This is a genomic window from Kitasatospora sp. NPDC054939, assembly GCF_053610105.1.
On the sequence record NZ_JBSGXP010000030.1, the window covers coordinates 34,769 to 53,764 of the forward strand.

Below are 18,996 nucleotides of genomic sequence, written 5' to 3' on the forward strand. Positions count from 1 at the left end.
TCGCGCATAGCGCCCCACCATACAGACTCGCCCGCCACCGCGCCCCCGGTGTCCACCAGGAGGGACAGGAATCGATCAAGCGTTCAATCCGGGCCGGTCAGAGGTGCGCTGACATCCTGTCAGTCCGACGGTTCGTCAGGCCGACCGCGACCGTCACGGCCACCGCGACCACCACGACGGCGTCGCAGACGATCCCGAAGCGCACCCCGTCCGTCAGCGCCGCCGCGAAGCCCTCACCCGCCTCGTCCCGCCCGGCCAGCCCGCCGGTCGCCACCGCGCTGAGGATCGGGATGCCCACCGTGATGCCGATCTGCTGGGCACTGGTGATCAGGCCGCCCGCCAGGCCCTGCTGCTCGTCCGGCAGGCCGGCGCTCGCGTTGACCCCGTACGAGACCACCGCGGACATGTGGCCGACCGAGGCGAACAGCAGGATCGCCAGCGTCAGCCACACCGGCGTCCGCACCCCGACCACGATCAGCCCGAGGGTGCCCGCCGCCTGCACCGACAGCCCCGCGACCAGCGTCGTCCGGGCGCCCAGCCGGCCGATCAGCCGGGACGCGGACATCCCGGTCGCCGCCAGCACCACGCCCTGCGCACCGAAGAACAGGCCGGTCTCGAAGGTCGACAGGCCGACCGCCTGCTGGAGGTAGAGGGTCAGCAGGAAGATCAGCGCGCTCATCATCGCGAAGGTCGTCAGCCCGCCCAGGTTGCCGCAGGCCACCGTGCGCAGCCGCAGCATGGACAGCGACACCAGCGGCTGCGCGGTCCGCTTCTCGATCAGCACGAACGCCGTCAGCAAGGCGGCGGCCAGCAGCAGCGCCACCGCCACCTCGACGGCCGGCGTGGCCGGGTCCGCGGACACCGAGGCGCCGTAGATCAGCGCCAGCAGGCCGCCGGTGACCGTCACCGCACCCGGCACGTCCAGCCGCGGGCGCCGCTCCGGCCGGACGTCCGCCCCCAGCAGGGCGGCCGCGGCCACCGCCGCCAGCGCGCCCGCCGCGGCGAGCATCCCCATCGTGGAACGCCAGCCGAGCAGGTCGGTCATCGTCCCGCCGAGCACCATGCCGACGGTGTAGCCGAGGGACAGCAGGGCGCCGTTGACCGCGAGCGCCCGGTTCCGCTGCGGGCCCTCCGGGAAGATCGTGGTGAGCAGCGACATGCCGACCGGGACGACCACCGCCGCCCCCAGCCCCTGCAGGGCCCGCGCGGCCAGGAAGGACACCTGGTCCCAGCCGAAGGCCGCGAGCAGCGAGGACAGCGTGAACACCGCCAGCCCGGCCAGGAACAGCCAGCGCCGGCCGTACACGTCGGCGGCGCGGCCGAAGAACAGCAGGAAGCCGCCGGAGGGCAGGGCGAAGGCCGTCACGGCCCACTGCAGGTCGCTCTGCCCCATGTCCAGGTCGCGGCCGAGCACCGGCAGGGCCACGTTCAGGATGGAGAAGTCGAGGGCGATGATGAACTGGGCGCCGCAGAGCACGATCAGGACGAGCTTGGCGCGGGCGGTCAGGACCGCCCCCGCCGCGTCGGGCGGGCTCGCCGCGCCCTTGGTGCCGGGTGCCGCCGGGGAGTCGGACGTGGTCGTCATGGCGTCAGTCTGGTTGCACCGGCTCCGGGTTGGGGAGCCAGTGCCTATCCTGGTGGCCGCACCACCAGCTACGCGGACCACCGGGAAGGACTCGACACTGTGGACACCCTCGGACGGGCCCGCCGCAAGGAGCTCCAGGCGTTCCTGACCAGTCGGCGGCAGCGGATCAGCCCCGCCCTGGTCGGCCTGCCGGCCGGCACCGACCGGCGGCGCACCCCCGGACTGCGCCGGGAGGAGGTGGCCGTCCTCGCCGGGGTCAGCCCGTCCTGGTACCAGTGGCTCGAACAGGGCCGGGACATCACGGTCTCCGCGAAGGTGCTCGACGCCGTCTCGGACGTCCTGCGGCTGGACGGCGCCGAACAGCGCCACCTGTACACCCTGGCCGGCCTCAACCCGCCGCCCGGCCCGGTCGGCGCCGCGCCGCAGACGTACTGCGACGAACTGCAGCGCCTGATCGAGTCCTGGGGGCCCAACCCCGCGACGCTGCTGGACGAGAGCTGGAACTACGTCGCGGGCAACGAGGCCGCCCGGCTCGCCCTGCGGGCGGGGACGGCCGACCGGAACTGCCTGGTGGCGTTCTTCCGCGACCCGGCCTACCGCAGCCGCGCGGCCGCCTGGGAGCGGATCGCCCCCACCGTGGTGGCGGGCTTCCGGGCCGCCGCCTGGCGGTACCCGCAGAACCCGGGCTTCCGCGAGGTGGTCGACGAACTCTCCGGCAGCAGCGAGGAGTTCCGCACGCTCTGGGCCCGGCGGGACGTCGCCACCGCGGGCGTCCTGGTGAAGGAGGCCGAGCACCCGGTCGCCGGCACCCTCGCCTTCGAGAGCAGCCAGCTCGTCCTGCCCGCCCGCCCCGACCTCACCGTCGTCCTCTACAACCCGCTCCCCGGCACCGACACCGCCGAGAAGCTCCGCCACCTCACCGGCCGCTGAGCGGGCGCGGCCCCGGCCGGCGGGGTCACGGGGAGCCGGCCCGGTAGCCGCGGAGGCGTTCGGCGCGCACCCCGCGGTGGCCGAAGGCGATCCGGTGCCGGGGGCCGGCGACGAGGGCCGTCCCGCCGGTGAGGGTGATCGCGTCGCTGGGCTCGTGGCTCCAGCCGTCGACCGCCACGTCGTGCAGACCGGTGAGGACGAGGAAGAACTCGACCGCGTTGTGGCCGCGCTCCCGCCAGACCCCGGCCGCGCCCGCCGGGACGGTGCGGGCGGTGAAGCCGAGGGTGGCGGACCGCTCGCGCTCGTCGAAGTGGACGGCGAACAGCTCGAAGTCGGTGAGCGGCGGCGCGGGTGTGCCGAGGACCGCGCGGACCTCGGCCGGGTCGGCGAGCAGACCGGTCCAGTCGCCGCCGGCCGGAGCGTCAGGGGCTGTCATAGAAGGGCTTCACGATCGTCGGGGGCAGGGTGGTGTGGAGGTGCTGGTCGACCCGGCTGACGAACCGGCGCCGGGCGGTGTACGGATCGCCGTCCGCCGAGCGGTAGGCGCTGATGTGACCGACCCGCAGCGAATCGTACGCGGTGAACTCCGCCTCGACGCCCTCGCCGCGGACGGCGACCCGCAGGCCGCCGCCCCCCGGCAGCACCCGGTGCTCGACGTCCACCGGAGCGCCGTCGGGCAGGCCGCGCAGCCGCAGGTCCTCCTCCTTCAGCACGTAGTGGACCTGCACCTCGACCCGGTCGCAGCCGACCTCGCTCCACGCGGCGGGCGGCCGGTCGGCGTACCGGGGCAGGTCGAGCCGGAGCGTCACGGCCGGCCCGTACCGGCTCAGGTGGAACGAGCGCAGCGGTGCGCCGCGCAGCGGCGGGACGGCCGTGTAGTACGTCGTCAGCGGCTCCGGGTCGAGCAGGAGCTGCTCCCAGGGCGGGGTGGTGATGGCGGTGCTCCTCGGGGCCGGCCCGCCCCGCCGCCGGGCGGCGGCGGGGCGGGGCGTGCGGGACGGACAGGGCGGGCGGGACGGACGGGTTGGGCGGTACGGGGTCGGCCCGGATACGGTCAGCCCAGCTCCGGATCGTAGTAGTAGTGGTCCTCGGCGCCCGGGGCCACGCCGTTGCGGTCGTCGTCGTACGGGCGGACGTGGACGTGCGGGGCCTGGTCGCCGACCCCGCCCTGGCCGAAGCTGTGGCCGGTGTAGTGGTCCTGGTAGACGACGAGGTTGCCGTCCCTGGTGAGGTGGACCTCCTCCGGGAAGAACACCGGCTGGTGGTTCTCGTCCAGGTTCTGCTTGCCGCGCTTGTCGGTGGAGGGCGTCAGGCGCTCCTCCAGCGGCTCGGCGCCCTCGGGCACCCCTGCGTCGCTGAGCGCCTTGGCCCTGGCGTCGGCGCGGGAGATGCCCTTGCCCTCCTCGCCGCAGGGCACCGAGGGGCCGAGGCCCAGCGGGTCCGTGACGTCGAGCGGGTTGGCGACGTACGCGTAGTGGTGCGGCGCCGGGGCCAGGCCGAGCGGGTCCGGGGAGAGGTAGCGGCCGGTCGCGGGGTCGTAGTAGCGCTGGTTGTTGTAGTGCAGGCCGGATTCGGCGTCGTATTGCTGGCCCGCGAAGCGCAGCGGGCAGTCGGCCCCGTCTCCGGGGCCTTCGGCCGCCCCGGGCTGCGGTCCGGCGGCGGGCAGCGGCAGGCCCCAGACGGTCGCGCGGTGGCGCCAGGCCACCGCACCGTCGGGGGTGACCAATTCGCTGGGCGTGCCGAGCTGGTCGGTGACGACGGCGTGGAAGCGGCTGCCGTCCGGTCCGGCGGTGGTCTGGCCGACCGGGATGTGCGTGCCGGGCGCGTAGTCCCAGCTGACGGTGGTGTCCGCGGTGTGCTGCTCGGCGAGGCGCGAACCGTCCCAGACGAAGTCGGTCCGCTCGGCGACGCTGCCGTCGGCGGCCAGCCGGGCCTTGGCGATGCGCCGGCCGAGCGGGTCGTAGGCGTAGCGCCAGCGCTCGCCGTCCGGGGTGGTGACGGCGGTGAGGCGGTCCTCGGTGTTCCACTCGTACGTCCAGGTGCGGCGCTGGCCGTTGAGCAGGCGCCGACTGCTGCGGACGGTCCGGCCCTGGGCGTCGTGGGTGTGCACGGTGCGCCCGCAGCGGCGCAGCAGGGTGCCCCGGTACTCGCGCTGCCGGGTGGGGTGGCGCGGCGCGGTGGGATCGGCGTCCTCGTCGGCGGGCGCGGGGCCGCTGACCAGGTTGCCGATGGCGTCGTAGGCGTAGCTCTCCTCGGCGCCGTCGGTCCGCACGCCGGTGACGCGCCGGTTCTCGTCGAGGGTGTAGCGGCGGCTGCCGGTGGCGAGGTCGCGTTCGGCGGCGAGGAAGCCGTCCTCGGTCCAGCCGTAGGCGCGGTGGTGGAGCAGGCCGTGCTCGTCGTGTTCGAGGGACTGCTCGGCCAGCCGGCCGTTCTCGGTCCAGGAGAGGTGGAGCGAGGTCCGGTCGCCGATCCGGCGTTCGATCTCGCGGCCGAAGTCGTCGCGGTGGAAGGCCAGGCGGCCGCCGGTGCCGGTGTGCAGTCCGGTCGCGCGGCTGTCGGGCCCATAGGTCCAGGTGCTGGTGTGGCCGCCGGGGGTGGTGCGGGAGGTGCGGCGGCCGAGGGCGTCGAAGGTGTGCCGGGTGGTGCGGCCGTTGACGCTCTCGGCGAGGATCCGGCCGACCGGGTCGCGTTCGAGGCGGACGTCGGCCCCGGGGTTGGCGATCCGGACGAGGCGTCCGGCGGCGTCGTACGCGCGGGTGGTGACGGTGCCGTCGGAGCCGCGGACCTCGGTGACCAGTCCGGAGCGGTCGCGGCGGAGCGCGGTGCGCTCCCCCGCACCGTTGGTGCGTCCGACGACCCGGTCGCAGCGGTCGTACGCGTAGTGCAGGGTGCGGCCGTCGAAGTCGGTCTCGGAGACCAGCCGTCCGCCGCCGTCGAAGGTGTAGCTCCAGGTGAGGCCCTGGGGGTTGGTGACGGTGGTGAGGCGCAGCTCGGTGTCGTGGGTGAAGCGGGTGACCGCGCCGTCCGGGGCGGTGCGGGAGACCGGGACTCCGAAGGTGCCGTAGGTGTAGCGGGTGGTGCGGCCGAGCGCGTCGGTGCGGCCGAGCAGGCGCCCGGAGGCGTCGTACTCGTGGTGCTCCTCGGTGCCGTCCGGGAAGCGGCGGTGGGTGAGCAGGCCGTCGGGGGTCCACCGGCTGAGGGTGGTGCGGCCGAGCGGGTCGGTGACCCGGACGGGTCGGCCGAAGGCGTTGCGCTCGATGCGGGTGGTGCGGCCGAGTTCGTCGGTGCGGGCGAGGGGCAGGCCGGCCGCGTCGGTCTCCAGGTGGACGCTGTGGCCGAGCGCGTCGGTGGTGCGCACCAGGTGGCCCTGCTCGTCGTACGCCCAGTGGCGGGTGGCGCCGGTCGGGTCGGTGCTGGCGAGGCGGTTGCCGGCCGCGTCGTAGGTGTGGCGCCAGACGGCGCCGTCGGGGCCGGTCACCTCGACGGGCCGGCCGAGCGCGTCGCGCACGGTGGTGGCCCGGGTGCCGTCGGGCAGGACGGCCTCGACCAGGCGGCCGTCCGCGTCGTACCGGCGGCGGACGGTGCCGCCCTCGGGGTCGGTGATCACCTCGGGCCCGTCGGCGGCGGGGTTGTCGCCCCAGCCCTGGTGGGTGGTGGCGCCGAGCGGGTCGGTGGTGGAGAGCAGGCGGTACTGCTCGTCGTAGGTGTAGGTGCTGGTGTGGCCGAGGGAGTCGGTGTACTCGGTGGTCCGCCGCTGCTCGTCGTAGCGGAAGCGGCCGGAGAGGAAGCCGTCGGTGCCGACGGTGTGCAGGACGCGTCCGCGGTGGTCGTAGACGTAGGCGAAGGAGGTGCCGGTGCGGTCGCTCCAGGAGGTGATCCGGCCGTCCTCGTCGTAGTCGAAGCGGTGCGGGACGCCGGTGTGGTCGGTGACCTCGGTGAGCCGGCCGGCCTCGTCGTAGCCGTACGCGGCGATCAGGGTGGAGCCGGTGCCGTCGGCCGGGTCGAGCAGCCGCAGGGCGGTGATCCGGGGCAGGTCGGGATGGACGTCGATGGCGACCCGGTAACCGCCGTAGTGGCGCAGTTCGACGGGGGCGCCGGTGCGCGGGTCGTAGTGGAGTTCGGCGCGGCGGCCGTTGCGGTCCTCCACGGCGCGCAGCGGCAGTTCGGAGGGGTCGCGGACGCTGCCGGGCACGGCGGCGAACTCCAGGGTGCGGCCGGTCGCCGGGTCGGTGATCCGGATCGCCCCGCCGGGGGTGCCGTCCCAGTGCAGCGGGCGGCGGGGGCCGTGCTCGGGCAGCACGGGCTCGCCGGCGCGGGGCACCGGGTAGCTGAGCAGGACGCCGTCGGCCCCGGCGAGGACGACGCCGCGCTCGTCGATCTCCAGGTGCTGGTCGAGGGTGGCGGCCCAGGAGCTGCCGAACCAGCCTCCGCAGGTGTAGGAGGAGAGGTGGGTGCGCTCCAGGCCGAGGGCGAGCGCGCCGGGCAGCATCAGGTCCCGCTGGGTGAGGATCATCTCGCCGGTGGCGACGTCGATCGGCTCGCCGGCCTTGCACTTGCCGCCGTCGGTGCGGCAGGTTCCCTTGGGGTCCTGGTCGGAGCGGTCGCGGCCCTTGGCGCCGGGGCGCAGTCGGCGCAGGGCGCCCGCGCCGGTCTTGGCGGCGGTACCGCTGCCGCCGGTGAGCAGGCCGAGGACGAGGTCGGGCACGGCCTGGCCGGCGGCGCGGGCGGGGTTCTGGGCCCACATGTCCCAGTTGATCGCGGACTTGGCGAACTCCACCGGGTGCTGGACGCCGTAGACCAGCCCGTCGACGGTGCTCGCGAGGGTCAGCGCGGCCTTCTGCGGGTCCAGGAACGGCATGGTGACCGTCTGGGCGAAGGAGGCGAGTTCGGTGGCGCCCTCGTAGACGCCCTGGAGGAAGTCCTTGCCGGCGCCGAGCGCCTTGGAGAAGAAGCCGGGCTCGTCGGGGGCGGCGTCGGCGGCGGCGCGCAGGGCCCGGCCGGCGTTCTGCCCGGCCTCGACGACCCGCTTGCGCTGGGCGTCCAGGGCGGAGACGCAGCCGTTCATGGCGGTGACGCCGGGCGAGGTCTCGGAGGGCCGGGGCGGCAGCGGGTCGTCCTTGCGCTCCACGGCCTTGTTGTAGTCCTCGGCCTTGAGGCTCCAGGTCCGGTGGGCGACGCGCGCCTCGGCGGCGTCCTCCAGGATCGGCTTGACCTTGTTCTGCGCGTCGCGCAGGACCTCGGTGTAGGCGTCCAGGGCCCGGGCCGCCGCGCCGAACTGGGCGGCGGCGTCCTTGAAGGTCTCGGGGAGCTTCTTGGCGGCGCGCCGGAAGCCGATCGCGGCGGCGCCCTTCCACTCGTCCTCGTCGACCGTGGTGACCAGGGTCGAGGCCTGGTCGAAGGAGGTGGCGTACGCCTTGAGCAGGGCGACCAGGCTGTGCAGCTTCTCCGGGTCGCCCGGGATCAGGCCGGTCGCGGTGGCGTCGGCGGGTATCCCGCCCAGGTTGTCGGTGGGGCTCATCCGAAGGCCCAGTCCTCGAAGTTGCGCTGCGTGTCGTCGCCGATGTTCGGCCTGACCTGGTCGGGGGCCACCCGCGGGCCCGGGTTCATCGCCTTGTAGGCGGCCTCGGAGACCCCGCCGGTGGGCAGCGACTCCAGGTTGGTCTGGGAGGGGGTGAAGCCGGTGACGCCGAGTTCCTCGGCCTTCTCGTAGCCGGCCACCGTCTCCTGCAGTTTGGCCACCATCTCGTCGGCGTACTCGGCGAGTTGGCCCATGCCGTAGGACCAGGCGGAGAGGAAGCGGTCGGCGGCGGCGCGGACCTCGTCGTTGCCCGCGTCCTTGAGGTGGTCGGTCAGCTCGCCCTTGCGGTCCTTGACCCGGCGGGCGGCGCCGGCGGAGGCCTCCAGGGTGCCGGAGATCTTGGTCAGGCTGCCGATCTGGACGCCGTACATGCCGTCAGCCACGGTCGGCCTCCGCGGGTCCGGCGGATCCGGCCCGCCAGCCGGCCGGGTCGATGAGCTGCGGGTCGGGGCCGAGCGGGTCGAGCAGCAGCCGGTGGCCGGACGGCAGCAGGTCGAGCAGGTCGTCCCCGCTGGTGGAGGCCCAGTCGCAGGCGCCGGCGTGGCGGACGAGCTGTTCGAGCGAGGAGTGGACCGCGATCAGCGGTCCGCCGTCCGCGTCCACGGCGAGGAAGCCGGGCCGTTCGGGGCGCTGGAACCACAGGGTGGCGGCGCGGAAGGCCCGTTCGGTCTGCTGCTCGGTGGCGCCGCCCGCCCGCTGGGCGGCGATCGCCCCGGGCAGATCGGGTGCCTGCGGAGCTGTCGCCCGCGGAGCTGTCGCCCGCGGATCGGGCTGGTGCGGATCGGGCTGCTGCGGATCGGGCTGCTGCGGATCGGCCGCCCGCGGATCTGCTGTCTGCGGCACCATTCCCCCATGGTTGCGCCGGACACGGTCCGCAGCAGCATAGCGGGAGCGAAACCGGGGGTTCCGCGGGCCGGTGCGGCGCTGTCCGGCGGCCCTCCGGACGCGGCGACGGGCCCGCGGCCGGCGGCCGGGGCCCGTCGCGGTGTTCGCGGGGACGGGTCAGACGGTGGCCGGCGCGGCGGGGGCGGCGGCCTGACGGCGGCTCAGCAGGGTGTCGAGGGCGAAGGCGCCGGGGCCGGTGGCGGCGACCAGGAGGAACGCCCAGCAGTACAGGGCCGAGGAGACGCCGCCGTTCTGGATCGGGAAGAGGGCGCTCTCCTGGTGCACGCTGAAGTAGGCGTACGCCATGGAGCCGGAGCAGACCACGGCGGCGGTGCGGGTGCCCAGGCCGAGCAGCACCAGGCTGCCGCCGACCAGCTGGATGACGGCCGCGTACCAGCCGGGCCAGGTGAGCGCCTCGATCGTGCCGCCGCCCTTGGCGCCGCCCAGGACTCCGAAGAGCGAGGCCGCACCGTGGCAGGCGAAGAGCAGGCCGATCGCGATCCGGGACGCGCCCACGAGGTAGGGGCGGGCGGCGTCGACGGCACTGCTGGGGACGAACGACATGGGGGACTCCAGGGGGACGGGTGCCGCCGGGGAGCGGCGCGGGCTTCAGTGAGGTGAAGTAAGGCTAACCTTCCCTATTTTTAGTTGAAGTCACAATGGCTTTCATGAGTCCTTCACGCGGCCGTGACCATCCGCCGACGGTTCTCCCGCGGACGGTCGGCACGCGAAGCCCGCACCTCGCAGACCGTGGCGGGCCCGACGCACGGGTCGGGCGCCCCCGGCCGGACGGGACGGAGGAACGAGGTGGAACGCAGTGAATTGACGTCGGATCAGGTGCCGGGAGCTACCAGCCGGCGGCGTTCAGATCGGCGGTGGCGCCGGACTCGGCGGCCCGGTAGTCGGCCGCCGTCCGTTCGAGGTTCTCGGCGATCCGCACGTACAACCCGCCGAGCGCGGGGGCACCGCCGACCACCGCCCGGGTGATGCGCTGCCGGACCTCCTCCGCGACCTGCCCGAGCGGGCTGCCCGCCGGCCCCGCCGAGAGGTCCGCGGTGGTGGAGCCCAGGGCCTGGCCGTGGCCGCTCATCTCGTCGGCCCCGGAGCGCAACTTCCTGACACAGGACACCAGTTGCTCCACATCCACGGAATAGCCGCGGCGGGCGTTTCCGGCGCCGCCGCCCACCCCCCGCACCACTCCGCCCGCCGCTCCCCCGGTGGCACCGAAGACCTGCCCGAGGGCCTCGGGCGCGACCACCGCCTCCACCGCCCCGGCCGCGCGGCCGCCGGTCTCGGCGACCCGCTGCACGTGCCTGGTGATGGTGGTCGCAATGGCCGTCCGGTAGGTGACCACGATCTGCGCGCTCTGACCGGTCAGCGCGCTCACCGGGTTGAGTGCGCTGACACCGGCCTCCACCGCGGCCGTGTTCAGCAGTTGGAGGACCTGGACCTTCGCCGACAGGACCAGCGCCGCCACGTTCTCCACGGCGACCGCGGCCTCACCGGCGACCGACACCGCCTGCGTCACACACCCGGCCGCCCGCCCGGCGGTCTCGGTGAACGCCGCGGCGGACTCCCCCCGGTAGCTCTCGCCGAGCGCGGCGACGGCCCCGACGGCCCCCTGCCCGGCGGTGTCCAGGTCGGCGGCGAACCGGGCGAGCCGACGGCCGAAGGCGCTGATGTTGTCCTCGTCGGCCTCCGGCCACTGCAGGCCCATCATCCCGAGGAGCGAGAGCTGCACGTCGTTCGGACTCACCGCCATGGCACTGACCCCCGTATGCAGGAGTGGAGTTGACGCACCGTCGGCTGGCGACCATACCGGTGCGGCAGGCCGCTGCAAAGAGTGCCCGCAGGCCGTGCGTACACGGGCCGGAAAGGGGTGGTCAGCCCTCCGGAAGCCACTCCGGAAGGCGCACGGGAAGCCTCGCTGGAGACTGCCCCGGAGGACCCGCCGGCACGGCACCGGCGGAGGGGCTCAGCACTGCCAGAGGAACAGCGCCCGGCTGCACGGCGGGCAGGTGAAGGCGTAGCCGCGGCCCCCGCTGCCGAAGTTCATGGCGCCGAGGGCGTCCGGCCCCTCCTGGAGCTGGACCTGGAACGCCATCGGGGCGGCGCAGGACGGGCAGTCGGGCGTCTGGTCGTACTGCAGCCAGGACGGGCTGCCGCCGAGCGAGCCCAGCACGTGCTTGCCGGGCCGCCCGGTGCGCGCGGCCCAGGCGGTCCTGGCCCTGTCGTAGACGCTGTCCCACTCGGGGTCGAAGCCCTCGGCGCCCGCGTAGTCGGTGTCGTCCACCTCCCGCCCGGCGGCGTGCACGGTGGACCGGACCAGCACGTCGTCGCGCGCACCGGCCGGCACCTTGGGCCGGCGGATCGGCCACAGCCCTCCCGGCGCGTCGGCCGGGAACAGGAACGCGCGGTTGCCGCCCGCGACGGGGCTCCAGTCCTCGCAGCTCCCAGGCTCGTTCTGGCAGGCGAACAGCGCCAGGACGGTGCCGTCCAGCACGAACTGGGCGAGGAACTGCAGCGGCCCGCCGCACGGGGTGCAGGTGGGCCAGACGGTGCCGCGCGGGGCCAGCGGCACGCCTCCGACGCGGTCCACGCGGGCGCGGGGGGACACCGGACCGGCGTCGGTGAGCAGGATCGTCATGGCCGTGACTGTAGGGGGCGGCTCCGACAGGCCCCGCCCGGAGCCCCGTGGGGGGGTTCCGGGCGGGGCCGGTGCGCGGCTACGAACCCGGCGCCGGGGCGTAGCCGGCCGCCCGCGTGCCGAAGGTGCCGCGGCCCCGGGTACGGCTGCGCAGCGCGGTCGCGTACCCGAACAGGCCGGCCAGCGGCACCACGGCGGTGACCACCGCCGTGCCGCCGCGCGCGGCCGAGCCGGTGACCCGGCCGCGGCGGGCCGCCAGGTCGCCGAGGACGGTGCCGACGGCGTCCTCCGGCACCGTCACGGTGACCTCGGCGACGGGTTCCAGCAGCACCGCGGTCGCAGCCCGCAGGGCCCCGCGCAGGGCCAGCCGGCCCGCGGTCCGGAAGGCGAGCTCCGAGGAGTCCTTGACGTGCGTGGCGCCGTCGGTGAGCGTCACCCGTACGCCCGTCACCGGGTGGCCCGCGAGCGGGCCCTCGGCGAGTGCGTCCCGGCAGCCCGCCTCGACCGCCTGCACGTACTCCCTGGGCACCCGGCCGCCGGTCACCGTCGAGCGGAACGCGAACCGCACCGGGTCCTCGGCCCCGGCGCCGCCGGGTCCGTCCCCGCCCCACGGCTCGACGTCCAGCACGACCTGGGCGAACTGCCCGGCGCCGCCGTCCTGCTTGACGTGCCGGTACACCCAGCCGGTCACCCCCGTGACCAGGGTCTCCCGGTACGCGACCTGCGGGCGCCCGACCGTCGGCTCCAGCCCGTACTGGCGGCGCAGCCGCTCCACCGCCACCTCCAGGTGCAGTTCGCCCATGCCGGAGAGCACGGTCTGCCCGGTCTCCGAATCGGTCCGCACCACCAGCGACGGGTCCTCCTCCGCCAGCCGGGTCAGCGCCACCGCCAGCCGGCCGGTGTCGGCCGAACGGCGGGCTTCCACCGCGACCGAGACCACCGGCTCGGCGACGGCCGGCGGCTCCAGAAGCAGCGGCGCCGCCGGGGCGCACAGCGTGGAGCCGGCCCGGGCCCCCTTCAGTCCGACCACCGCGACGATGTCACCCGCCACGGCCTCGTCGACGTCGGTGTGCCGGTCGGCCCGCACCCGCAGGATGCGCCCGATCCGCTCGGTGCGGCCGGTGGCCGTGTCGAGCACCGTGTCGCCCTTGTGCAGCGTGCCCGCGTACACCCGCAGGAAGGCGTGCCGGCCGGTGGCGGCCGCGTTCAGCTTGAACACCAGCCCTGCGAACGGCGCCCGCGGATCGGCGGCCCGCTCCTGCACCGCGCCGTCGAGGGTGCCGCGCACCGCGGGCACGTCCGCCGGCGAGGGCAGGTACGCGACCACGGCCTCCAGCAGCGGTTCGATGCCGCGGTTGCGGTACGCGGAGCCGCAGAGCACCACGGCCGCCTCACCGCTCGCGGTCAGCTCGCGCAGGGCCCGGACGAGGGTGTCGGCGGCGAGCTCGCCCGCGGTGCAGAACTCCTCCAGCGCCGCCGGATGGAGCCCGGCGACCGTCTCGTCCAGCACCCGGCGGCGCCGGCGGGCCTCCGCGAGCAGGCCGTCCGGCACCGGGCCCTCCTCGACGCCCGCGCCGCCGTCCGGCCAGTGCAGGGCGCGCATCCGCAGCAGGTCGACCACCCCGGTGAAGCCGTCCTCCGTCCCGATCGGCAGTTGGACGGCCAGCGGCGCCGGGTGCAGCCGTTCCCGGATGGAGGCGACCGCGGCGTCCAGGTCGGCGCCGGCCCGGTCCAGCTTGTTGACGAAGGCGATCCGGGCGACGCCGTGCAGGTCGGCCCGGCGCCAGACCGCCTCGCTCTGCGGCTCCACCCCGGCCACGGCGTCGAACACCGCGACCGCGCCGTCCAGTACCCGCAGGGAGCGCTCGACCTCGGCCGCGAAGTCGACGTGGCCCGGGGTGTCGATCAGGTTGATCCGGTGGTCCGCCCAGGTGCAGCTGACCGCGGCGGCGTTGATGGTGATCCCGCGTTCACGCTCCTGCGGGTCGTAGTCGGTGACGGTGGTGCCCTCGTGGACCTCGCCGCGCCTGTGGGTGGCACCGGCCAGGAACAGGATGCGCTCGGTGACGGTCGTCTTGCCGGCGTCCACGTGGGCGAGGACGCCCAGGTTGCGGACGGCGCTCTGCGCGACGGCGGCGGCAGCGGTGGTGGTGGGGCGGGTGGTCGGGTTCTCGGTACGCACGGCCCGTGGCCTCTCGAACGTGGTGAACGGTCGGGTGGGCGCGATGGGGCGAACGGAACGACTCCGGCCCGGCGACCCGCCCGGCAGCACCCCGGCTCGGGGCACAGGGGCGGGGCGGTGGGGCTCGGGGACGGCGTGGCCGTCCGGGAGGGGCGGGACCTCGGGGAGGCCGGCCTCAGGCGTTCGTTCGGCCGATCCGGTGTCGGGCGCGCAGCCGGCACCGGACGGGCCGGGACACCAGGATCACCTCGAACCGCGACGCGGGGACGACGACGGCGATGCGCTCGCGCACGGCCCGTCCCCCCTTCCGAATTCGTCACGGCGGCACCGCCGTTCATCCCCGGCGGGCCTGCTGCACGGAGTCTAGGGAGATCCGCCGCGCCGCCGCATCCGATTAACCGGCGCCGGCCCCGACCGGGCCCCCGACCTGCGCCGCAGGGTCCGACGGCCCGCGGATCGGGACCTTGGGCCCTGGGTGGGCGGCCCCCGGGACGGGAAGGGTGAAGGTGTGGCCGGGCGGCGGCCGGGCCACCCGGAAACGAACCTGGAGGCCCGTATGTCTGTGCCCGTGGTGGTCGGTGTCGACGGCTCCCCCGAGAGCCTCGCGGCCGTGGAATGGGCGGCCGGCGAGGCCGTGCGCCGGAGCGCACCCCTGCGCCTGCTGCACGCCTGGCCGAGCCCGGTGACCGCGCTGTCCGTCCTCGACGCCACCGAGGCCGAGCGGCAGCAGGCCGCGCAGGTGCTGCGCGAGGCCGAGGCCCGGGTGCGGGAGCTGCATCCGGGGGCCGGGCCGGCCGTGCACGCCGACCTGGTCGCCGACGACGCCGTCCGCGCCCTGGTCGCCGGTGCCGGGGAGGCGGGCCTGCTGGTGCTCGGCTCGCGCGGGCTCGGCACGGTGACGGGCTTCCTGGTCGGCTCGGTCGCCCACCGGGTCCTGGCCCGGGCCGACTGCCCGGTGGTGCTGGTCCGGCGCGGCGTCTCGCCCGCGACCGCCGACGGCGAGGTCGTGGTGGGCGTCGACCCGCACGACGGGGCCGAGACGGTGCTCGGCTTCGCCTTCGAGAGCGCCGAACGGCTCGGCCGCCCGCTGCGCGCCGTGTACGCCTGGACCCTCCCGGCGGCCTACCAGTACGCGGGCATCGCGGCCGGGGTCGACCTCGGCAGCGAGCTGTCCGACCACGCCGCGGAGGAGCTGGCCCGCGCGGTGCAGCCGTGGCGCGAGAAGTACCCCGGGGTGACAGTGGTGGAGGAGTCCCTGCTCGGACGCGCGGCGCAGGTCCTCGCCGAACGCGCACCGGGCGCCGAACTGCTGGCGGTCGGCCGCCGGATCCGCCGGTCCCCGCTCGGCGCCCACATCGGCGCGGTCGCCCACGCGGCCCTGCACCACGTGCCGTGCCCGGTCGCCGTGGTGCCGTACCGGAGCGGGCGCGCCGACGAGCGGACCGGGGACTGAACCGGACCGGACCGGGCACCGAACGGGCCCGACCGGGACCAGGACCGGCGCCGCCGCCGAACCGGCAGCGGCGCCCCCGAACAGGAGGTGGGCGATGAGCGACCCGGTGCTGGTGGGTGTCGACGGCTCGGAGGCGAGCCTGGCCGCGGTGGACGTCGCGGTGCGCGAGGCCCGGCTGCGCGGCTGCGGCCTGCAGATCGTGCACGCGTTCATCTGGCCGCTCATGCACGTCTCGCTCGGCCCCGCCAAGAACGGCCCCCAGCAGGGCGGGCTGCGCCACGACGCCGAGCGCACCCTCGACCTGGCGGCGGAGCGCGCCCGCGTCCGGGCACCCGACCTGGACATCGACGCGGCGATCGTCACCGGGGAGCCGCTGACCGTCCTGGCCGGCCGCTCGCGCGGCGCCTGCCTGGCCGTCGTCGGCAGCCGGGGCCTCGGCCGCTTCAGCGGCCTCCTGATCGGCTCGGTCGCCGTGCACCTCGCCGCGCACGCCGACTGCCCCGTCCTGATCGTCCGCGGCCGGCCCGACCCGCAGGGCGACGTGCTGGTGGCCGTGGACGGCTCCGAGGTGGGCGCCGAGGCGGTGGACTTCGCGTTCGCCGAGGCGTCCGCACGCGGGGCCGGACTGACCGCCCTGCACGCCTGCCGCAACCGGGCCGGCACCGACCGGCGCGACCACGAGGAGCTCCTCGTCACCGAGGCGCTGACCGGGCCCCGGGCGACCCACCCCGACGTGCGGGTCCGCACCCTGCTGGCCGAACAGCACACCCGCCAGGCCCTGATCGGGGCCAGCCGCGACGCCCAGCTCCTGGTGGTCGGGGCCCGCGGCCGGGGCGGCTTCGCGGGCATGCTCCTCGGCTCCACCAGCCAGGCCGTCATCCAGCACGCGCACTGCCCGGTCGCCGTCGTCCGCCACCCGGCCGTCCCGGAACCGCCCGAGGCCACCGGGTCCCCCGAAGCACCCGGGTCCCCCGAGGCACCCGGGACACCCCCCGCACCCCAGGCACCCGGGCCGCCGCACTGACCCCGGGGGGCGCCCGAACTGTTCGGATGCGCCCCGTGATGCCGGATATGCCTCCCGTGCCCGCCTCCGCTCTGGAATGCTCGCTTCCGGGTGCGGCATCCGTGGCCGCGCCCGGACACGGCGTCAAGGGTCAACCGGGGTAGGCATTGCAGTACACCATCAGCGCTTCGGCGTTCCTGGCGATCATCATCGTCCTCCGACTCAGGCGGCGGACCGAGGCCCGCAGCCGCCGCGACGAGACACTCACCGCACTCAGCTGCATCGTGTTCGGCGTCCTCATCGCCGGCACCCCCTGGGGCCACGCCATCAGCAACCTCGTCGCCACCGTCGCCGCGGCCACCTGGTGACTCACCGGTGGTCGGCGAGGTCGGTGCGCCGTTCGGCGCGGAGCACCGGCCCGTCCGCGGTCCGGCCGCCCGCCCGGGTGGTCGCCGCCGTGGTCGCCGCCGCGCCCGTCCGGGTGGTCGCCCCTGCGGTCGCCCGCTTGAGGTCGACCGCGAGGGCCGTCCACTGGTCGAGGGTCGTCCGCGAACTGCTGCAGGAGCGGGCGCAGGGCCGCCCGCTCGATCGGGCGGTCGTGGGCGAGCAGCCAGTCGAGGACGAGACGCCGGTTGCCGGTGAACGCCGCGAGCTGCGGGCCCCTCGCGTCCGCGCCCCGGACGAGGGCTGCGACGATGCGCTCCCCCAGCGCCGCCGCGCCCTCCCCCGTCACGATGAACGGGACCTTGAGCACCCCGGAGGCGGCGTCGTAGGTGACATCGTGGCCGAGGGCGACGGGGACGGGTTCGAGGTCGTCCAGGGCCCGGCTCAGGTCGGTGCAGTACGCGTGGATCTGCCGCACCGTCCGCCGGTCGGCGCCGCTCAGTCCGGTGGTCGTGCGCCCGGGGTGCCGCGGGCCGACGATCCCCTTCGCCCGCAGGAGTTCCTCCAGCTGCAGCAGGGCGGCCCGGCCCGGTTCGGCCCGCCACGCCCGCTCCTGCGCGGGCCACCCGCCGTTGGGGGACTCGTCGCGGGCCAGGGCCGCGCTGTCGTCGCTGCGCAGCCGGGCCCGGTGGAGGACGAGCGCCGCCCGGGCGAGCGCGGGCCCGAGGTCGCTGACGTCCGCCGCCGCGCGGAGCACCTCGCGCTGCGCCGGGACGCGGCCGGGCACCCGGTAGCGGCCCGGCCGCTCCTCGATCCGTTCGGCGAGCACGGCGGCGGCCCCGGCGTAGCCGTCGGCGTTGCTCGCGGCCAGGTCGGGCGACAGGTACCCCCAGGCCCAGGAGGCACGGTGGGCGTAGTCCTTGACCGGGTGGATCGCACCCTCGTCGAGGGTGCGGGACAGCTCGCGGACGAGGGCCAGCACGCGGTGGGTGGACGGCTGCGCGGCCGGACCGGCCGGCTCGGGCCCGACCAGCTCGGGCCCGACCTCGATCCGCAGCACGACCGGCTCGGACCCCTGGGTGACGACCGCGCGGGCCCCCGTCGCGGCGGGGAGGTCGGCCCGGACCACGACCAGGTCCGCCAGCTCCTTGAGACGCGCACCCAGCCGCTGGAACCGCCGGTGCAGCACGACGTGGCTCGGGCTGCCGTCGGCCGCACCGGGCAGGGCGCCGGTGGCGAGCAGCGCCTGCGGGGAGGCCTGGGCGACGACGGTGTCGATCCTGGCGCCCAGCTGCTGCAGGGTCTGCTTCTCGGCGGTGGAGAGGGGCTGGCTCACGGCGGTCCTTCGGGGTCGCATTCCGTGCACGGCGGGTGCCGGGGCGGGCGCTTGCACACCCGCGGGCCCGTGCGCCGCCGACGTTCGGCGTCGAGCCGCATCGTGACGGAGGGCGATGGACAACGAATAAACGGCGATGGAATCCGTTCACGTGACTGCTGAATACGCGATAGACAGTTACACTGCTGCCATGAATCTGCGCACACGGCCGTCGACGGCCGAGTTGGTACGGAACTGGCAGCCCGGCTGGGGACTGTGCCGGGGGTTGGCGCCGGCCGAGGAGGTCGCGGACGGCGAGGCGCTGGAGGTCGCCCTCGGGCTGCCGGGGCGCAGCCGGGAGGCGTTCGCGCTGCGGGCGGACGAGGATCCGGCCTCGGTCGCCCGGCTCGCCCACCGCGCCGCGGCCGCGCCGGACTCCGCCTGGCTGACGGTGGTGACCCGGCGGCCGGAGGCGGCCCGGGAGGACCTCGGGGCCGCCGGGCTGGAGCCGGCGGGCGCCGAGGAGACGCTGATGACCGCCGCCCTGGGCGACCTCAGCGGCGCCACGGCACCCGTGCCGGGGCCGTACCGGACGGCCACCCGGGTACGACCGGTGCCGGGCGGCGGCATGCTGGTCGAGTGCCGGATCCTGCACCGCCCCGGGCCGGACGGCACGGACGGCGGGCCCGGCGAGGAGGCGGCGAGCGGGATGGCGGGCGTGCTCGGCGCGAACGCCGTCGCCCACCGGATCCGTACCCACGAGAACCACCGGCGCCGCGGACTGGCGAGCGCGGTGATGGCCGAACTGTGCACCCGGGCCGCGGCCCTGGGCGCGGTGAACGGCCTGCTGATCGCCAGCGCGGACGGCCGCCGGCTCTACACCGCGCTCGGCTGGACCGCCCGGGCGGCCGTCCTGAGCGCCCGCCCGGCCGCCCGTACGACGCTGGTCGCGGTCGGGCCGGCCGTCGGCCAGTGACACGGACGGCCCAGCCCGGCCGGGCCCGGCGCGTGACCGGAACCGCCGGAGTGCCCCG

The 18,996-nt window shown here is 75.7% G+C and carries 15 protein-coding genes; 4 read left to right on the plus strand and 11 right to left on the minus strand.

What is annotated here, in order from left to right; genetic code table 11:
* Nucleotides 1-97 precede the first annotated feature (97 nt).
* Entirely contained in the window at nt 98-1,585 is a 1,488-nt protein-coding gene (locus ACWGB8_RS11850) for an MFS transporter (protein ID WP_452212671.1), read from the minus strand.
* A gap of 99 nt (nt 1,586-1,684) precedes the next feature.
* Between ACWGB8_RS11850 and ACWGB8_RS11855 the strand changes: the two genes are divergently transcribed.
* Nucleotides 1,685-2,515, plus strand: coding sequence for a helix-turn-helix transcriptional regulator (locus ACWGB8_RS11855; RefSeq protein ID WP_452212673.1), 831 nt, complete (start codon nt 1,685-1,687; stop codon nt 2,513-2,515).
* A gap of 25 nt (nt 2,516-2,540) precedes the next feature.
* Here ACWGB8_RS11855 and ACWGB8_RS11860 read toward each other — a convergent pair whose 3' ends face one another.
* The 9 genes from ACWGB8_RS11860 to fusA form a co-directional block, all read right to left on the minus strand.
* The gene (locus tag ACWGB8_RS11860; protein ID WP_452212675.1) at nt 2,541-2,951 is read right to left on the minus strand and encodes an Imm50 family immunity protein; all 411 of its coding nucleotides are present in this window, start codon (nt 2,949-2,951) and stop codon (nt 2,541-2,543) included.
* Nucleotides 2,938-3,324 (minus strand): hypothetical protein, encoded by a 387-nt coding sequence (locus tag ACWGB8_RS11865; protein ID WP_452212677.1) that lies wholly within the window; start codon nt 3,322-3,324, stop codon nt 2,938-2,940. The genes ACWGB8_RS11860 and ACWGB8_RS11865 overlap by 14 nt, the downstream gene beginning before the upstream one ends.
* 245 nt (nt 3,325-3,569) lie before the next feature.
* A complete protein-coding gene (locus tag ACWGB8_RS11870) occupies nt 3,570-8,033 on the minus strand; it encodes a putative T7SS-secreted protein (RefSeq protein WP_452212679.1) in 4,464 nt (1,487 codons plus the stop codon).
* Nucleotides 8,030-8,476, minus strand: coding sequence for a hypothetical protein (locus tag ACWGB8_RS11875; RefSeq protein ID WP_452212681.1), 447 nt, complete (start codon nt 8,474-8,476; stop codon nt 8,030-8,032). Before ACWGB8_RS11875 ends, ACWGB8_RS11870 begins: the two co-directional genes overlap by 4 nt.
* Complete coding sequence (locus ACWGB8_RS11880; RefSeq protein ID WP_452212682.1) at nt 8,469-8,939, minus strand: hypothetical protein; 471 nt, start codon at nt 8,937-8,939, stop codon at nt 8,469-8,471. The genes ACWGB8_RS11875 and ACWGB8_RS11880 overlap by 8 nt, the downstream gene beginning before the upstream one ends.
* Nucleotides 8,940-9,095: 156 nt before the next feature.
* Nucleotides 9,096-9,542 (minus strand): DoxX family protein, encoded by a 447-nt coding sequence (locus ACWGB8_RS11885; protein ID WP_452212684.1) that lies wholly within the window; start codon nt 9,540-9,542, stop codon nt 9,096-9,098.
* A gap of 283 nt (nt 9,543-9,825) precedes the next feature.
* Nucleotides 9,826-10,740, minus strand: a complete 915-nt coding sequence (locus ACWGB8_RS11890; RefSeq protein WP_452212686.1) for a WXG100-like domain-containing protein — start codon at nt 10,738-10,740, stop codon at nt 9,826-9,828.
* A 213-nt stretch (nt 10,741-10,953) separates the two neighbouring features.
* Nucleotides 10,954-11,625, minus strand: a complete 672-nt coding sequence (locus tag ACWGB8_RS11895; RefSeq protein WP_452212688.1) for a hypothetical protein — start codon at nt 11,623-11,625, stop codon at nt 10,954-10,956.
* A 79-nt stretch (nt 11,626-11,704) separates the two neighbouring features.
* Nucleotides 11,705-13,807, minus strand: coding sequence for an elongation factor G (gene fusA / locus ACWGB8_RS11900; protein WP_452212690.1), 2,103 nt, complete (start codon nt 13,805-13,807; stop codon nt 11,705-11,707).
* A gap of 556 nt (nt 13,808-14,363) precedes the next feature.
* Between fusA and ACWGB8_RS11905 the strand changes: the two genes are divergently transcribed.
* Together ACWGB8_RS11905 and ACWGB8_RS11910 are read left to right on the plus strand one after the other, a co-directional pair.
* On the plus strand, nt 14,364-15,260 hold the full coding sequence (locus tag ACWGB8_RS11905) for a universal stress protein (RefSeq protein WP_452212692.1): 897 nt from the start codon (nt 14,364-14,366) through the stop codon (nt 15,258-15,260).
* Between the two features lie 94 nt (nt 15,261-15,354).
* Nucleotides 15,355-16,284: a universal stress protein gene (locus tag ACWGB8_RS11910; RefSeq protein WP_452212694.1), complete on the plus strand. Its 930-nt coding sequence runs from the start codon at nt 15,355-15,357 to the stop codon at nt 16,282-16,284.
* Nucleotides 16,285-16,414: 130 nt separating this feature from the next.
* Here the strand turns inward: ACWGB8_RS11910 and ACWGB8_RS11915 are convergent, their stop codons facing one another.
* Nucleotides 16,415-17,983, minus strand: coding sequence for a hypothetical protein (locus tag ACWGB8_RS11915; protein ID WP_452212696.1), 1,569 nt, complete (start codon nt 17,981-17,983; stop codon nt 16,415-16,417).
* A gap of 190 nt (nt 17,984-18,173) precedes the next feature.
* Between ACWGB8_RS11915 and ACWGB8_RS11920 the strand changes: the two genes are divergently transcribed.
* Nucleotides 18,174-18,938, plus strand: coding sequence for a GNAT family N-acetyltransferase (locus ACWGB8_RS11920; protein WP_452212698.1), 765 nt, complete (start codon nt 18,174-18,176; stop codon nt 18,936-18,938).
* Nucleotides 18,939-18,996: the final 58 nt, after the last annotated feature.

Bases quoted from the DNA above. Each gene is read 5' to 3' on its own strand.
- ACWGB8_RS11885 (WP_452212684.1), bottom strand. From the start codon at position 9,542: ATGTCGTTCGTCCCCAGCAGTGCCGTCGACGCCGCCCGCCCCTACCTC.
- ACWGB8_RS11880 (WP_452212682.1), bottom strand. From the start codon at position 8,939: ATGGTGCCGCAGACAGCAGATCCGCGGGCGGCCGATCCGCAGCAGCCC.
- ACWGB8_RS11910 (WP_452212694.1), top strand. From the start codon at position 15,355: ATGAGCGACCCGGTGCTGGTGGGTGTCGACGGCTCGGAGGCGAGCCTG.
- ACWGB8_RS11870 (WP_452212679.1), bottom strand. From the start codon at position 8,033: ATGAGCCCCACCGACAACCTGGGCGGGATACCCGCCGACGCCACCGCG.
- ACWGB8_RS11890 (WP_452212686.1), bottom strand. From the start codon at position 10,740: ATGGCGGTGAGTCCGAACGACGTGCAGCTCTCGCTCCTCGGGATGATG.
- ACWGB8_RS11895 (WP_452212688.1), bottom strand. From the start codon at position 11,625: ATGACGATCCTGCTCACCGACGCCGGTCCGGTGTCCCCCCGCGCCCGC.
- ACWGB8_RS11850 (WP_452212671.1), bottom strand. From the start codon at position 1,585: ATGACGACCACGTCCGACTCCCCGGCGGCACCCGGCACCAAGGGCGCG.
- ACWGB8_RS11920 (WP_452212698.1), top strand. From the start codon at position 18,174: ATGAATCTGCGCACACGGCCGTCGACGGCCGAGTTGGTACGGAACTGG.
- ACWGB8_RS11860 (WP_452212675.1), bottom strand. From the start codon at position 2,951: ATGACAGCCCCTGACGCTCCGGCCGGCGGCGACTGGACCGGTCTGCTC.
- ACWGB8_RS11905 (WP_452212692.1), top strand. From the start codon at position 14,364: ATGTCTGTGCCCGTGGTGGTCGGTGTCGACGGCTCCCCCGAGAGCCTC.